Raw genomic sequence first — 15,937 nt, 5'->3', positions numbered from 1 at the left:
TTTAGACTCGCCCCCTCTATTTTGAAAATACTGGATAGAAATTAGTAATTTCCCCAACATTATTTATATACCCTTTAAACTCTAAACCATTAGTGGCCGTTCCAATAATCTCTCTTCCGCTAACTGTTCCATTCTCTAACGCCTCTATACCCCATTTATATATATCATCGTTCGATATATATTTTGGATCATAAACAGTTTTAGGAGTCCTTACTTCTTTATATTGATTAGGAATCACTTTTCCTGCTCTGTCTAAAGCAGGAACACGATATTCTATCTCATATACTCCTTTTATAGACGGATGAGACTTTTTATTAATGATACAATCTTCTACATTGAATCCCTGTTTACGAAGCTCCCCGTAAAATGAATCTATGTTGTGTCCTCCCACTACTCCTTTTCCACCTTTTCTGACAAATCCTTCTGAATTTACTAAATGATTTTTGGCATTATCATTTATTTTAAAATTATTCAATTCAGCAGTTGTATTACTGCTGCCTCCATTATCAGCTCTTCTTCCACTCCTACTCCCTGTACTTGTAAAAAGATTTGCTCCACGCTTCGTCTTTGATAAAAATTGCATACCAGGTATCGGCACAAAGGATGATGCCGCCCAAATCTTATCTCCTATAGAAGCATCTTTATTTGCAATTGTCCTAGCATCATCCAGCCACAAAAAGTCAGCAGTTGCTTCAGCTCCATCCCAAACTATCTCTGCACCCTGCTTTGCATAGTCCACTGCTTTATCAAAATAGGCGCCAATCCCCTCTTCTTCTTCCTCCTCTGGCTCTTCCACACGGGCTTCAGGAATTTCATCCACATACTTGTATTGCTTCACACCAGAACTTGTCGTATAGGACCGGACAATATTTCCATTTCCTAGCGTCAGATATTCTCGATCCCATTCATCCTGGCTCATCACCTCGGAGCTGCTTGTGTTTTTTTGCTGCAAGGCACGTCGCGATATTCTCTGGTTACTTCTTTTTCCTGATCAACCTCTTGCACAGAGCGGTACAGTAAAAACGCAGGGTGAACACCAGCCATTGCTTGCACAATGTTCATAGGATGGACAAACGAGAAGAAGTAGTCCAAGAAATAATCCTTGGAAATAACCTTTTGACTTAAGCCTGCCAGCAGCTGATGATGACTGTCAAGCTGGTTGACCTGATTGGGCTTATAGCTGCTCGGGATTAACTGGTGATTGCTGGTCATTGTTGTGATTTCTTGTATGTAATTTTCTGCCCGCTTCAGGTCTTCTTCAGTAGAAGTCAATTGTTTTATTGCATCAGCATCAAATGCATGAATACTTTCGGTAAGTCTATTTGCCTTTTTATCTAGATAATCGGCTCCCCACTGAAAATTTTCATCCGATACAGTAGACACTTCTACAATATCCATTACAGAACGAAGCTGATCATTAGCATCTGCAGTTAATTCTGCTATTTTTTCACGTACATGATGCAAATCTTCTTGAAATGCTTGTAGAAAGGATTCATCCAGCACAGCTTGATTGGATGAATCCACGTTATCCAGACTTTCCTGCACTTCTCTCAAAACATCTTGGTAAGCTCTTGCACACCCTTCGAGATAAACCGCTAAAGGCAGATGGACGTCCCGGAAAAAGGAACGTATTGCTGAGGCTGTTGCTCCTTTAAAATCTGCCTGGGTATCCTCCAGGCCTTGCAGCGCTGTTTGGATCGCTTGCATCTGATGAACTACTGTTTCCATATAAGTTTGTGTTTGTTCAATTGCTTCATGAATCGGGTCTGCTTTTAAACGCTTCATTTCCGTTGTCATCCCCCCCTTTATCCTACTTGAGCATCTCGATTCCTTTTGCTGCCTGCCTCTCTCTTTCTTCTAAGCTGTCCAGCGCCTCCTCACTTAAGCCAAGATGCTGGTTAACAACACGCTGATAAGATTCCATTATTTTTTGCCATTGCACGGCAATATCTTGCATTTTTTCTGCCATCTCTATCTCTTTCTGTGTATCAATCATATCAACTGATTGACTTTCTTGAATGTCTATCTGGCTGACAGTGGATGCAATCTGCTGGTATTTCTCTTCTACCTGAGAACGAACCAGTTTAATCTCTCCCATTATGCTCCCTCCATTTCTTTGCATCTTTTACATAGAAAGACTGGAATACCCTATATTTTTTTACTGTATTCCAGTATAATAGATACAGTTTAAAAAATCCATTTTTCTGACAAAAGAAACAAATTAAACAATGAGGTGATCGGATGGATTCCACACTGCAAACGAGGGATGCAGAGCTCATGAACATTCAACATCTTCTTGGCTCGAATCAATTCCATTTAACAGAAAAACAGGATACGTTACGCCGTCTGGAAGAGGCTTTAAAGGAATTAACAGCAACCAAAGCGGCATTAGATACGATGAAAAAAGCCTATTTGCAGCCCGAATTTACAAAGGAAACATTTGCAGGGGAAAATAGTAAAAACGTTAACGAATTTCGGCATGAAACCTTACAAGACAGCTTCATGCATTTAACAAACAAGCAAATGAGCCAGCGGATAGAGGATATCCAAAGACAAATTACTGCCTGTCATGGAGAGATTAGCCGCATAGAAACCACGATTTCTTCCTTGGAATCACAGCAAACAGAACTCAAAGTGCAGAGGAAAAAAGAAATCGCTGATTATTAAACGCGTTATGCTCCTTTCCGGCCTTATGATATATTCCTAAAGTGAAACACTATGAAGGGGGTCTTACAAAAGCTCTTCAACGGGACGAGTTCACAGTAGAAGTCCCCTCTAGCTATTAAACGAAGCTTCTTTCCATAAGAGATTATGGAGAGAAGCTTTTACTATATCTGGCAAAACCTTCTTATCTTCATAAAAAAGAGCCGGAGTTTCCCCCGACCCTGTTTTTCATTCTTATTACTGCTCTTTCAACCGTCTCACTGTTTCATCGAACTCTGCTTCAATGTCTTTGTTTGGTTTATACGTTTTCAGACTGATCAGAATGATGGCAAGCATGTTTAGTACAAAGCCCGGAACAATTTCATACAGATAATCGGCCAGTGGAGAATAGCCCCATGCGAAAACAACAACCGCACCAACGATCATTCCCCACAGCGCACCGATTCCTGTTGTTTTTCTCCAGAACAGAGACAGCAGCACAACCGGACCGAATGCTGCGCCAAAACCTGCCCACGCGAAAGATACAAGTCCCAGAATCGTATCATTTTGCTGCCAGGCGAAAACCAAGGCAATCAGGGAAACAATCAAAACAGCGATTCTCCCTAAATTCACGTAGGTTTTGTCTTTCGCATCTGTGTTAAGTATCGCTTTGAAAATATCTTCCACCAGTGCGGAAGAAGTGACTAAAAGCTGCGAAGATACTGTACTCATAATCGCAGCAAGCACGGCAGCTAATAATAATCCGGCTATAAACGGATGAAATAAGTATTGCCCTAAAACAATGAATATTGCTTCCGGATCAGAAAGTGTCAACTCCGGATTTGTCTGGAAGAAGGCAAATCCGGAAATCGCTGTGGCAGCTGCACCAATTAGTGCGATAACCATCCAGCCGATACCGACACGACGTGCAGTGGATGCTTCCTTCGCCGATTTCAGAGCCATAAAACGAACGATAATATGCGGCTGTCCAAAATAGCCCAATCCCCAGGCTAAAGAGGAGATAATCCCGGTGGCTGAAGCTGCGGCAAAAAAGCTTAAAATATCCGGATTCGTATCCTGAACAATGGTTATCGTATCGCCAAAACCGCCTAATGAAATAATGGCCAGCGCCGGTACTAAAATAAGTGCTAAAAACATCATGGTTCCTTGCACCACATCTGTAAAACTAACAGCTAAAAAACCGCCTACAAAGGTATATACAATCGTTACCGCTGCTACCGTAAGCAAACCAGTATGATAATCCACTCCAAATGCACTCTGGAAAAAGACACCGCCTGCTACCATTCCGGAAGAAACATAAAAAGTAAAATAAATTAAAATAACAATGCCGGATACGATACGCAAAACTTTGGTGTTATTTTTAAAGCGGTTATCTAAATAACTGGGAATCGTAATCGAATTATTCGAAACCTCCGTATACGTCCGGAGCCGCGGAGCAACAATCAGCCAGTTCAGCCAGGCGCCTGTCGCCAAACCAATTGCCATCCAGCCTTCAGCAAGACCGGATACATAAATAGCGCCGGGAAGCCCCATCAGCAGCCACTGGGACATATCTGACGCACCTGCACTCAATGCGGATGTAACTGGACCTAAACTTCTCCCGCCCAGCATATAATCATCTAAATTGGATGTTTTACGATAAGAATAAATTCCAATTGCGATCATTGCTAAAAAATATAAAATAATCGCAATAATTTGATACGTTGTCTCTGACATCCTTCCCTCTCCTCTGTCCATGTAAAAATGTATTCTAAAGAAACTTGGCTTTTTGCACTTTGATGGATCGACCCATTTACCTCGGTGAACCGTCCGTAAAACGCCCAACGGAATGAAGTTTTATTTGTATGTTGAAAGTTGAAAAAAGACTGCATTCGCCACAACCTATGATGTTATCTACCCAAAAACCTTTTTTTATGTTTCTACGCTTTCTTTTTCCGTTTTCCCAGACACACGAGTAAAGTTAATGCTGCGGCCCCGGCGATTAGCGGTTGTTTCTTCATCTTATTATCTTCTGTATAAAAAACATCTTTTACAAGAAGATTGACGTTCTGCGGCCTCTCTGCCAAGCGACGCATAAAATAACCGAACCAATCTTCCCCAAATGGAATATACGTACAGAAGCGGTAACCTTCTTTGATTAGTTGATGCTGCATATCGACCCGAAAACCATAGAGCATTTGAAATTCAAATGTATCTTTTGAAATATGGTGGTCATCCACAAATTTCTTGAGTGTTTCAATAATATGGTGATCATGTGTTGCAATTGAAGTAAACGTATTCTTAAGCAATCGTTTTTTAGCTATCCATAAGAAATTATCATCAATATCTTTCTTAGAAGCATATGCCACCGTCTGGTCCTCTTTGTAAGCTCCTTTTACAATCCGCAGCCGTACATCTTCTAACCCATCTAAATCTCTCTCGACATCATATAAGTATGTCTGTATAACCGTCCCAACATTGGAATATTTTTTGCAAAGCTGTTTCAAAATAGCCAACGTTTTATCATAATGGATATACTTTTCCATATCAATGTTCACAAAAATGCCATACCTATTAGCCACTTCTACAATCTGTTCTACATTTTCAATGCAGAAGGATTCCTCAATGTCTAACCCCAATTGTGTCAGCTTAATCGAAATATGGCAATCTAATTTTTCCTCATGGATTTGGTCCAGCATACGCATGATTTTTTCTTTCGCATACGTGGCTTCTGCTCTATCCATAACAAACTCGCCGAGATGGTCCATTGTACAAGATATCTGTTTTTGATTCAACTCCCTCACAACAGGAATAATCGCATCAAAATCAGTACCAGCTACGAAGCGGTCTGCTCCAAAACGGGCGCCAAATTTTTTTGCACTTTTATTTAAAATAGCATTATTGGATAATCCGATAAAGAAATTTCTCGTTAAACTCGTCATCATTTATTCCCCCTTTTCCGCCAAAAAAACGCTTTCATTCGCGAATATATCAAACCTTCCCGTGAACAGAAAAATAGATTTCTGTTCACAGGAAGCCTGCAGTCATTAAAACTGTTCTGTTACATTTTTAGCCTCTAAAAAGTGCTGCAGGTAATCCGGTCCCCCTGCTTTGGAATCAGTGCCGGACATTTTAAAGCCGCCGAACGGCTGGTAACCGACAATCGCTGCTGTACAGCCACGGTTAAAGTACAGGTTGCCGACATGAAAATCTTCCCGGGCGCGCTCTAAATGAGCACGGTTAGTAGAAATGACGGCGCCGGTCAGACCATATTCTGTGTTATTTGCAATCTCTAATAATTCATCAAAATCTTTTGCTTTTGCAAAGGCAACAACAGGTCCAAAAATTTCTTCCTGCATCAGACGTGCTTTCGGATCAAGATCTTTGAAAATAGTCGGATAGACATAGTACCCTTTTGAATCATCGGTTTCTCCTCCAAAAGCCAGCTCTCCCTCATCTTTTCCGATTTCAATATAGTTTTTTATTTTATCAAATTGCGCCTGATTAATCACAGAAGCCATATACACATTCTCTTCTGATGGATTGCCGACTGTTAATGTTTTCGCAATGTCGATGGATTTCTCAATGACTTCGTCGTATACATCCTCATGAACAATAGCCCTGGAGCATGCAGAGCATTTTTGGCCGGAGAAACCAAATGCCGAATGGACAATGGATTCAGCAGCTAAATCTAAATCCGCTGTTTCATCCACAATAATCGTATCCTTTCCACCCATTTCAGCAATCACACGCTTCAGATGCTGCTGCCCTTCCTGGATTTTTGCTGCACGTTCGAAAATACGGACACCCGTTGCTCTTGATCCGGTAAAGTTAATAAAATGCGTATCCTTATGGTCAACCAGATAATCTCCAATTTCTTTCGGATCCCCCGGCACAAAATTTAAAACACCTTTTGGAAGCCCAGCCTCTTCGAATGCTTCTACCAATTTATAAGCTATCACCGGTGTGTTTTCTGAAGGCTTTAATAAGACAGGATTACCAGCAACAATTGGAGCTGCAACTGTCCCGCACACAATCGCAAACGCAAAGTTCCATGGCGGAATAACCACTCCTGGTCCCATCGCTTTATAAAAATAGGTATTACTCTCTGTAAAACGATCTTCTACATGTTTTCCTTCAGCAAGCTCCAGCATCTGCCGGCCATAGTATTCCAAAAAGTCAATACCTTCTGCAATATCTCCATCTGCCTGATTCCACGGTTTCCCGGCATCTTGAATCAACCATGCAGAAAATTCATGTTTCCGGCGCCGGACGATGGCTGCAGCGCGGAATAAAACATGTGCGCGATCTACTGCCGGTACTTTCCTCCATGTTTCAAAAGCATCGACTGCTGCCTCAAAAGCCTGTTCTACATGCTCCGTTGTTGCTTTGGATACGTTCCCGACAACTTCTTCCTTTTTAGCGGAATTAATCGCAACCAATTTATCTTCTGTATATATGTTTTCTCCATTGATCACAAGCGGATAATCTTTGCCTAATTCTGCACGGACAGAATGCAAAGCTGCCTCAAGCTCTTTCTTATTTTCTTCTTTCTTAAAGTCTGTAAACGGTTCATGTTGAAATGGTAATACCATGTAAAATACCTCCTAATATATAATTTAATGCTGTTCCTTATCAAACTACATGCAAAAAATATGCCAATTAAAAACAGCAGATCAAAAAACACACTCAAAGCTCACTACTAATGGAAGCGATTTCAGTTTTTTAAAATTTCAGTTGCTTTTATTTACGTATTCCATTTACAATAGTGTAAAGAATACTTACAGATACTGTATAGTGGGTTTACAATTTACTTTACACTTTGAGGTGAGCGTATGAATGAAATCTATTTCTTTGAAGAATTACTGCAATCAGAAGATGACGCCATAACCATTGTTGACAAGGATCAAAAAGTAATCTATTGGAATAACGCTGCCGAACAAATCTATCAAATTGCCAGAGATCAAATTATTAACCAGCCTATTACTACCTTTTTTTCACATGATGATTTGATGGTAATGAAAGTACTGAACACGATGAAACCTGTCAAAAACGCCTACCACCGACCAAGAAAAGACAAGCATGTGGTTGTCAATTCTTCTCCTGTCTTCAATCAGGAAAATCAATTAGTTGGTGTTCTTTCCATCGAACGTGATATTACACACATTGTTAAACTAAATGACAATCTGGAAAGTACTTCACAAGAGCTGCAGGAACTCAAACAAAAAATGACTCCTGCTTCATCCGACTCTCCTTTCACTAAATTAAAAGGAGATAGCCGAGCGCTTCATCAAATGATTCGGTTGGCTAGTAAAACAGCTGCGACAGATGCAACCACATTAATCCTTGGAGAAAGTGGTACAGGTAAAGAGGTATGCGCTCGTGCCATTCATGATGCCAGTAATAGAAAAAACGCCCCTTTTACCCCCGTCAATTGCGGCGCGATTCCGCAAGCATTGTTTGAAAGCGAATTATTTGGATATGAGAGCGGGTCCTTTACAGGTGCTGAAAAAGGCGGAAAAGCAGGAAAAATTGAAATGGCCGATGGCGGGACGGTGTTTTTGGATGAAGTCGGTGAACTTCCATTAGATATGCAAGTCAAGCTGTTGCGTGTCCTGCAGGAAAATCGCATCTATCGTATTGGCGACTCCGGTGGAAAACAAATTGATGTCCGATTTATCGCTGCAACTAATCAGGATTTAGAAAAATTAATGCAAGAGAATCAATTTCGATCAGATTTATTTTACCGGTTAAATGTCATCCAATTAACCATGCCGCCTTTGCGCGATCGAAAAAAAGATATCGATATACTTGCCCAAACGTTTTTAAAGCAATTTGCTGTGAAATACCAGACTTCTGTCCCCAAGATTCCTGCAGAAACAATGGATGTATTACGAGCATATCACTGGCCGGGCAACATCCGAGAAATCAGAAACCTGATGGAGAGAATCATTATTTTACATGAAGGCACCACGTTAACAAAACAGGATGTATGGAGTTTTCTCCCTGCTTCCTTTTCCAATCCTGTTTTCTCCCAAACAGAAACCCTGCCGCTGGAAAAAGAAAATATCGAACAAATATCTATCGAACAAGCACTGGAAAGGTGCCACGGCAATAAATCAAAAGCAGCAAAACAACTTGGAATATCACGTGTGACACTATATCAAAAAATAAAGAAATATAATCTTGATACCTAAATGGAAAATATCGTTGTCGAAAAATGTAACTTTCTTTCTAGTTTTGTCGAATGTATTTCATTTTTTTTCACCTTTTGCGATAATTCTTTTGGTACTTTAATAAACCGATTTTATTGTATGAATAATCACAGCCAAATATTACTAAGAAAGGTGCATCGTAAATGTCATGAAGTATGAAAGAAAACCTGATACGTACAACAGGGAAACCATTGTACTGTCTATTGTTCAAAAGCGAAGTGAAATGTTACAACAAGCACAAAAAAATGGTTTAGGAGCCAAGGAAACTGTAAACTGCAGCCAAGAACTGGATCAGCTGATGAATCAGCTCGTTCTTTTAGATAATTGAATGAATTTCATAATTCTTATCCCTTGTGCCCCAATGAGTTCAGGACATGAAAAAAGAAGTACCTCCCCAAATCTTGTATAATGGTAGTTGACAAGAAAACCATAAAAAGACTGGAGGAGTACTTCTTATGACCATTATACGACAACCGAGCCTATTTGGCATCCAAGAATTATATGACATGGAACCTACCCAAAAATATGAAGCGATTATTTCAGCGATTGATCTGGATCTTATTTATCATGCGATTAATAAGAAATCCCGGCTGGGAGCGCCTGTTGAGCTAAATTATGCAGGGATGATTATTTCCTTTTTTATTCGCTACATCGAACGCATCCCAACGATCAAAGACTTAATCAAGCGTCTCAATGATGACTTTATCTTTAAAATGAACTGCGGATTTCTGGTTTCCGACGCTATTCCATCAGAAGCTGCGTATTCTCGTCTCGTAACGAAACTGAGTGAATCAGATATTTTAGAAAAATCCTTCGAAAGCGTAACGCTGGCAGCTGTCACAGAAGGGTTTATTGCCGATGAAGTCATTGCCATTGATGCCACCCATTTTGAAGCACGAGATAAGGCACCCGTTCAAAAAGAAGAAAAACCGGAAGCTGCGCCCAAAAAGCGTGGGCGTAAATCCAAAGAAGAACGCGAACAGTACCTTCAAGAACAAGCAGAAAAGGAAGCAAACCTGCCATTGTATGAAAAGAAAATCGAAGCACAGTTAGACGTTCCGTTAGACATCTTGCGTGCAGAAGTACCACTAGCCCCCAAATGGGGTGTGAAAAAGAATGCAGACGGTAAAAATGAATACTGGTTTGGCTACAAAGGACATCTCGCAGTTGGTACATCAAGCCAGTATATTCTACAATCCTTGTTTTCATCTGGCAGCTTAAATGATGGAAAAGCCGCTATCGCCTTATTAAAGGGAACGGACCAGCGCCTTCCTCTTACCACTGTTCATTATAATACGCTAGATGCTGGTTACGATTTCGAGCCGATTTATGAACAGATTCATCGCATGGGACAACAGTCTGTCATTGCCTATAATAAGCGCAATGAAGGCGAAATGATTGGGTTTGATAAGAATTTTGCCCCAACCTGTTTTCGAGAACATTCCTATAAATATGATAGCTTTGATCCAAAATACGAAACATTGAAATATACCAGACCAAAGGAATGCAGCGACTGCCCACTTGCGAACGAAGGTATCTGTCAAAAAGTGTATAAAGTCAAGATAACTACGGATTTAAGACGTTATACTGCGCCTGCACGCGGATCAAGAGCTTGGAAAAAGATTTTTAAACAACGGACAGCAGTAGAACGTGTCAATGCTTATCTGAAAGAGTTCTATCAGCTAAACAATGTTCGTTATCGTACTGGAAAGCGTGCGAAAGTCCATTTTGATATGGTCGCTTTGATTTATAATGCTTCCAAATTAGCTGCGGATCGCATCCAAGCTGAGCTTATTCAACAACAACAAACTGCATAATTTTGTTTTTAAAAATACACTTTCGAAAATTCGGTTCGTCTTTGTATTTTTAAAAAGAGCAATTATGAAATTCATTCAATTAACATAAAAAAGAAAACAAAAAACAAAAGGCTCTTTTCATAAAAGGGCCTTTTGTTTATTATATTAGTTAAGTATTCATTAAAAAGTGAAACCAAATCAAAAGATACAACGTACATAGTAGTATAGAAAAAACGCAAAGGAGGGTACATATTGACGTTATTTGGTTATGCTATCCAGGATTTATATTTATGGATACTGATTATAGCAGCAATTTTAACCGTTGTTGTGCTGCTGTTTGGAGATTTATTGGATGGTATTTTTGAATCCATTCCTTTCCTGCATCCAGTACTTATTCTTTCGTTTTTCATTTTTTTATCTGCCATGGGATATATTCTCGAATGGTTTATGAACTGGTCCAGTCTGGCCATTCTCATCATTTCTTCTATTTTAAGTATTATTTTTGTTACTCTTCTGCATATATTTATTCTCGTACCAATCCGGTCCGCTGAAGAATCTCTGGGATATACAGAAGAGGCTTTAATCGGCAGTGTAGGAACGGCGATTGTTTCTATTCCTGTAGATGGCTATGGAGAAGTGATGGTGCAATGGAAAAGCGGCGTGATTTCAAAACCGGCTGTCGGCTTCGATAATGAAGCAATCTCCCAGAATGAGCGCGTATTAATTATCGACATTCAAGATGGGGTTTTCTATGTCAGTCCTTATGAATCGTTGGATTAGCTAATCATAGATTGGCTTTTCATATATATGAAACTTCTTTCCTCTTATTCAAATAGAGAGATTGCAAGTGGATGTATTCAGGTTGTTATCATCTGGCCTGCAGATAGTAACAGCCTGAAAAATTAATAAGCTAGGAGGAAAATTATGTCAGAAATTTGGATTGTTATTATTGTAGCAGCCGCGCTTCTGTTGGCATTAGTCGGTTTATTCGTGACGAAGTATCGCACAGCAGGACCGGATGAAGCGCTTATTGTTACAGGAAGTTATTTGGGTGGAAAAAACGTCCATGTTGATGAAGCCGGGAATAAAATTAAAATTATCCGTGGCGGCGGAGCGTTTGTCGTTCCCGTTTTTCAACAAGGAGAGCCACTCAGCCTATTATCCAGCAAGTTGGAGGTAACTACCCCGGAGGTTTACACAGAACAAGGTGTTCCTGTTTTAGCAGATGGTACAGCAATTATAAAAATAGGTGGATCTATCGGTGAAATTGCTACAGCAGCAGAACAATTCCTTGGAAAATCCAAAAACGACCGGGAAATGGAAGCAAAAGAAGTGTTAGAAGGTCATTTACGTTCTATCCTTGGTTCCATGACGGTGGAAGAAATCTATAAAAACCGTGACAAGTTTTCTCAAGAAGTGCAGCGAGTGGCTTCAAACGACTTGGCTAAAATGGGATTAGTTATCGTATCTTTTACCATTAAAGATGTCAGAGATTCCAATGGATACTTAGAATCACTCGGAAGACCACGTATTGCTCAAGTGAAACGCGATGCAGATATCGCTACCGCAGAAGCGGAAAAAGAAACAAGAATTAAACGCGCGGAAGCGGCCAAAGATGCAAAACGTGCCGAGTTAGAACGGGCAACAGAAATTGCCGAGTCCGAAAAAGACAATCAATTAAAAACTTCCGATTACCGCCGTGAACAAGATACGGCAAAAGCACGCGCGGACCAGGCTTATGATTTTGAAACAGCCCGCTCTAAACAGGAAGTAACCGAGCAGGAAATGCAAATTCAAATTATCGAACGTCAGAAACAAATCGAACTGGAAGAAAAAGAAATTCTGCGTCGGGAAAGACAATATGATTCAGAAGTGAAGAAAAAAGCCGATGCAGACAGATATGCTGTGGAACAATCTGCCGTTGCTGAGAAAACGAGAGAAATGAATACAGCAGATGCGAACCAATATCGTATCGAAACAGCTGCCAAGGCAGAAGCTGAAAAAGTTCGTGTGGACGGTCTGGCTAAAGCAGATGCAGAACGGGCACAAGGGGAATCTGAAGCAGAGGTTATCCGCTTGAAAGGTCTCGCAGAAGCAGAAGCGAAAGAAAAAGTCGCACAGGCCTTTGAACAGTACGGTGAAGCAGCGATTCTTGATATGGTTATCAAAATGCTTCCGGATTACGCGAAAGAAGTGGCAAGCCCGCTCTCCAATATTGATAAGATTACGGTTGTCGATACAGGAAGCAACGATTCGAATGGCGGAGCAAATAAAGTCTCCGGCTATGCGACCAATTTAATCAGTACATTACAGGAGAACTTAAAAGAAACTTCCGGAATTGATATCCAGCAATTACTCGCTGGTGCATCAAAAGGGAAAATGAACCGGGAAGATAATCAAGAACCTGTATCACCAGCAGTTTCAGAAACCGCTGCAGCGAAAGCAAAGCAGGAAAATACGGATAGCTGATATAATAGAAATGCAGGATGAGTGAAAAAAGAGGTGTTTATTTGAAAAACGAACCTGATAAGTTGAAAAAACATGGTCTTCTTAGTTATATTTCTCTTATCATAGGCATTGTCTGCTTTTTTATTGTTTTCGTAACACCAACCAGAATTGCTAATATTGGCTATTTGGCGGGAGATTATATCACCTTTTTCCTGACATTTGTAGGTATCGTTTTATCTATTATCGGTATCTTCAAGAAGACAGAGAAAAAGGTTATCCCAATTATATCTCTAGTCCTTTCCGCGTCTTTATTTATATTCTGGCTTATCGTGATTTTCTTATTGGTTACTGGTCAAATGGATTTCGCTCCATAATACATTCCTTTTTGTAAAATGTATTAGCACTGCATCATAAAATAGTGTGTTTTTATTATCAACAACAAAAAAGATTTTCTCTGATTGGAGAGAAAATCTTTTTTGTGTAGTTAATCATCTTAAGCGCCATACAGCTGGTGGGTTCTGATCCTTGTTTAAAAAAAGAAGCAGCGTTATATTCATTTTATACATTTCCTGGCCGGGTATTTGAAGGATGCTTAAATATGTACCTTATCCCCTTCCCTCTCATCTTTTCGTCCGAATAACGGGGCAATACATGCATGTGCGCATGCATAATATGCTGTCCTGCAATTTCTCCGCTGTTCCAGCCAATATTATATCCAGAAGGTTCATGCTTTTCATCAATCAAATATTTCACCTTCTGCAAAAGATCTTTTATTGCCAACCATTCTTCATTTGTTAAATCAAATGGGGAAACGCGATGTGCTTTGGTTACAATCACCCCTGCGCCTTCAAGTACATTTCCTGAATGCTGTGCTTCCTCTAATTGTAAACATATTGCTTTTTCATTTTCTAAAATAATCTGCTGATTTTCCACTAGATACGGATAGCAAAACGGACATTCAGATGGATGCATTATTAACCTCCCCAGTAGCTATATATATCTATACTTCATTTAAAAAAGTGATTCAACTCATGAAACGGCTGTATATCATTTTGCTTACCTGGCTAAATTAACGCTCCTTGCTTAAACCCGATCAATAAAACAGGTCAGCACTTTTGCTTCCTGATCATTCACCGGAAGAAATAAATGCTCCTTAGAGCCTGCGAAATAGGCACTGTCCCCTGTTTGAAGCAGCTGCTTCTTCCCATCATATAATAACTCAATCTCCCCTTCCAGAACGTAAATAAATTCATCTTGTGTATGTGTATACGTTCTTTCATCACGCAGATTCAGCGATTTAGGGGTAACATGCACAATCGTCGGTTCAATCCCGCTGTATTTAGAGCGGTTCGCCAATACCTCGTAGGAGTAGCCCATGCTTTCATCGCCTACTTTTTGCGGACGATTGCTTTGCTTCTGAATGACAATATCCTGCTCTTCTTTATCATCCAATACCCATGACAACTGTATATGCAATGCATCACAAATCCGGGATAAGGTAGCTATTGCGGAAGCTGTTTGTCCATTTTCTATTTTGGAAAGGAGACTCTTGGAAATGTTGGAAGCGTCTGCAATTTCCTGCTGCGTTTTATTTTCTCTTCGTCTGGCATATTTAATTTTTTCGCCAATTTTATGTAATTCGATGCCGCTCATTCCTTCCTCTGCCAAAGGTTCATTTCAATAGAATGTTAATATATTTTATCATAATCCAGTTGAACCAATGCAGTCAATCTACCTTTTCAAAAACGTTGCTCACCCGCTCCATGCTAAAAAGCCTTGTCTTCCGTTTGTGTGACAAGACTTTTCTAGCGATTTCTGCTATTTCAAGCATTTTTTAAATAAGCTACAGATCGGCTGGGCAATGTTGTACCGAGTTTATTTTGAATATAGATACTTGCTTCTTGAATACCTTTTTCACTGATTCCTGTTTCAATTCCCAAACCATTTAATAAATATAGCACATCATTTGTCGCCACATTTCCTGCTGCTCCCGGTGCATATGGACAGCCGCCCAAACCGCCGACTGTACTGTCAAAACGGGTAATTCCCATGTGAAGCGCCGTCATGATATTTGCTATCGCCATCCCTCTGGTATCATGAAAATGCAAAATCAATTTATCCTTTGGAAAATAAGGAGTGAGCCCTTCCAGTAATGCCTCCACTTGTGTCGGTACCGCTGTCCCGATGGTATCTCCAAGGGAAAGGGAATCCACCCCGCTTGCAATTAACTGATCACATACACGCAGCACGTCCTCCACCGCAATCCTTCCTTCATAAGGACAATCAAATACCGTTGAAACATAACCTGTTACCTCTTTCCCGGCATGTTTGGCTTCTTGAATGACCTCCGACAATACCGGGTATGTTTCATCAATGCTTTTATTTATATTTTTAAGATTATGCGTTTCACTGGCCGACATAAAGACAGAAGCACCATCAATACCTGCTTCCAAAGCATGCTCCAGCCCTTTCATATTCGGAACCAAGGCAGAGTATGTGACTCCTTTTTTACGGCGGATCCGTCTGCCTACCTCCCTTGCATCCTTTAATGCGGGAATCATTTTCGGATGAACAAAAGAAGAATATTCAATCTCCCGGACACCTGTTTCAGAAAGCATATTAATCCACGCAACCTTGTCATCGGTAGAAATCCATTGCGATTCATTCTGCAATCCGTCTCTTGGTCCAACTTCCTTCAAATAAACATGACTTGGCAATCCACCCATGCATATCCCTCCTTATTTGAATGCGTTTTCATTTCAAATTATGAAAATAAACGTTAAACGTTCGTTTCCTATCAAATCGAAAAGTTCAACTATCACATATTGAAGCAAA

16 protein-coding genes are annotated in these 15,937 nt (G+C 40.2%); 7 read left to right on the top strand and 9 right to left on the bottom strand.

What is annotated here, in order from left to right; translation table 11 throughout:
* Positions 1-16 precede the first annotated feature (16 nt).
* Genes B7E05_RS22425 through B7E05_RS10425 form a run of 3 tightly spaced genes read right to left on the bottom strand, consistent with a single transcriptional unit; the run spans position 17 to position 2,098 of the window.
* Positions 17-919 (bottom strand): CdiA family toxin C-terminal domain-containing protein, encoded by a 903-nt coding sequence (locus B7E05_RS22425; protein WP_245833064.1) that lies wholly within the window; start codon positions 917-919, stop codon positions 17-19.
* Positions 919-1,785, bottom strand: coding sequence for an LXG domain-containing protein (locus B7E05_RS10430; protein ID WP_179134518.1), 867 nt, complete (start codon positions 1,783-1,785; stop codon positions 919-921). The genes B7E05_RS22425 and B7E05_RS10430 overlap by 1 nt, the downstream gene beginning before the upstream one ends.
* A gap of 25 nt (positions 1,786-1,810) precedes the next feature.
* Complete coding sequence (locus B7E05_RS10425; RefSeq protein ID WP_080874138.1) at positions 1,811-2,098, bottom strand: DUF5344 family protein; 288 nt, start codon at positions 2,096-2,098, stop codon at positions 1,811-1,813.
* A 143-nt stretch (positions 2,099-2,241) separates the two neighbouring features.
* Between B7E05_RS10425 and B7E05_RS10420 the strand changes: the two genes are divergently transcribed.
* Positions 2,242-2,667, top strand: a complete 426-nt coding sequence (locus B7E05_RS10420; protein ID WP_080874137.1) for a YwqH-like family protein — start codon at positions 2,242-2,244, stop codon at positions 2,665-2,667.
* 234 nt (positions 2,668-2,901) lie between these two features.
* On the opposite strand, the gene putP is transcribed toward B7E05_RS10420, so the two are convergent.
* The 3 genes from putP to pruA form a co-directional block, all read right to left on the bottom strand.
* Positions 2,902-4,380, bottom strand: coding sequence for a sodium/proline symporter PutP (putP, locus tag B7E05_RS10415; protein WP_080874136.1), 1,479 nt, complete (start codon positions 4,378-4,380; stop codon positions 2,902-2,904).
* Between the two features lie 203 nt (positions 4,381-4,583).
* The gene (locus B7E05_RS10410; RefSeq protein WP_080874135.1) at positions 4,584-5,585 is read right to left on the bottom strand and encodes a proline dehydrogenase family protein; all 1,002 of its coding nucleotides are present in this window, start codon (positions 5,583-5,585) and stop codon (positions 4,584-4,586) included.
* Positions 5,586-5,690: 105 nt separating this feature from the next.
* Entirely contained in the window at positions 5,691-7,238 is a 1,548-nt protein-coding gene (gene pruA, locus B7E05_RS10405) for an L-glutamate gamma-semialdehyde dehydrogenase (protein ID WP_080874134.1), read from the bottom strand.
* Between the two features lie 240 nt (positions 7,239-7,478).
* Between pruA and B7E05_RS10400 the strand changes: the two genes are divergently transcribed.
* The 6 genes from B7E05_RS10400 to B7E05_RS10375 all read left to right on the top strand — a co-directional run bounded on the left by B7E05_RS10400 (position 7,479) and on the right by B7E05_RS10375 (position 13,476).
* Positions 7,479-8,840, top strand: coding sequence for a sigma-54 interaction domain-containing protein (locus B7E05_RS10400; protein WP_080874133.1), 1,362 nt, complete (start codon positions 7,479-7,481; stop codon positions 8,838-8,840).
* 166 nt (positions 8,841-9,006) lie between these two features.
* Positions 9,007-9,186, top strand: a complete 180-nt coding sequence (locus tag B7E05_RS10395) for an aspartyl-phosphate phosphatase Spo0E family protein (protein ID WP_080874132.1) — start codon at positions 9,007-9,009, stop codon at positions 9,184-9,186.
* 127 nt (positions 9,187-9,313) lie between these two features.
* Positions 9,314-10,675 carry a transposase gene (locus B7E05_RS10390; protein WP_080873175.1) on the top strand — a complete coding sequence of 454 codons (1,362 nt, stop codon included), beginning with the start codon at positions 9,314-9,316 and terminating at the stop codon, positions 10,673-10,675.
* 231 nt (positions 10,676-10,906) lie between these two features.
* Complete coding sequence (locus B7E05_RS10385) at positions 10,907-11,434, top strand: NfeD family membrane protein (RefSeq protein ID WP_080874131.1); 528 nt, start codon at positions 10,907-10,909, stop codon at positions 11,432-11,434.
* 144 nt (positions 11,435-11,578) lie between these two features.
* The gene (locus B7E05_RS10380; RefSeq protein WP_080874130.1) at positions 11,579-13,123 is read left to right on the top strand and encodes a flotillin lipid rafts scaffold protein FloT; all 1,545 of its coding nucleotides are present in this window, start codon (positions 11,579-11,581) and stop codon (positions 13,121-13,123) included.
* Positions 13,124-13,164: 41 nt separating this feature from the next.
* Positions 13,165-13,476 carry a hypothetical protein gene (locus B7E05_RS10375; RefSeq protein ID WP_245833062.1) on the top strand — a complete coding sequence of 104 codons (312 nt, stop codon included), beginning with the start codon at positions 13,165-13,167 and terminating at the stop codon, positions 13,474-13,476.
* A gap of 184 nt (positions 13,477-13,660) precedes the next feature.
* On the opposite strand, the gene B7E05_RS10370 is transcribed toward B7E05_RS10375, so the two are convergent.
* The 3 genes from B7E05_RS10370 to B7E05_RS10360 all read right to left on the bottom strand — a co-directional run bounded on the left by B7E05_RS10370 (position 13,661) and on the right by B7E05_RS10360 (position 15,828).
* Positions 13,661-14,074 (bottom strand): HIT family protein, encoded by a 414-nt coding sequence (locus B7E05_RS10370; protein ID WP_080874128.1) that lies wholly within the window; start codon positions 14,072-14,074, stop codon positions 13,661-13,663.
* A 111-nt stretch (positions 14,075-14,185) separates the two neighbouring features.
* Positions 14,186-14,755, bottom strand: a complete 570-nt coding sequence (locus B7E05_RS10365; protein ID WP_080874127.1) for a helix-turn-helix domain-containing protein — start codon at positions 14,753-14,755, stop codon at positions 14,186-14,188.
* Positions 14,756-14,925: 170 nt separating this feature from the next.
* A complete protein-coding gene (locus tag B7E05_RS10360; RefSeq protein WP_080874126.1) occupies positions 14,926-15,828 on the bottom strand; it encodes a hydroxymethylglutaryl-CoA lyase in 903 nt (300 codons plus the stop codon).
* Positions 15,829-15,937: the final 109 nt, after the last annotated feature.

Source organism: Oceanobacillus timonensis (assembly GCF_900166635.1).
GTDB lineage: Bacteria > Bacillota > Bacilli > Bacillales > Amphibacillaceae > Oceanobacillus > Oceanobacillus timonensis.
Note: the sequence above shows the minus strand (reverse complement) of the source record. Positions and strands in the feature narration are given on the sequence as shown.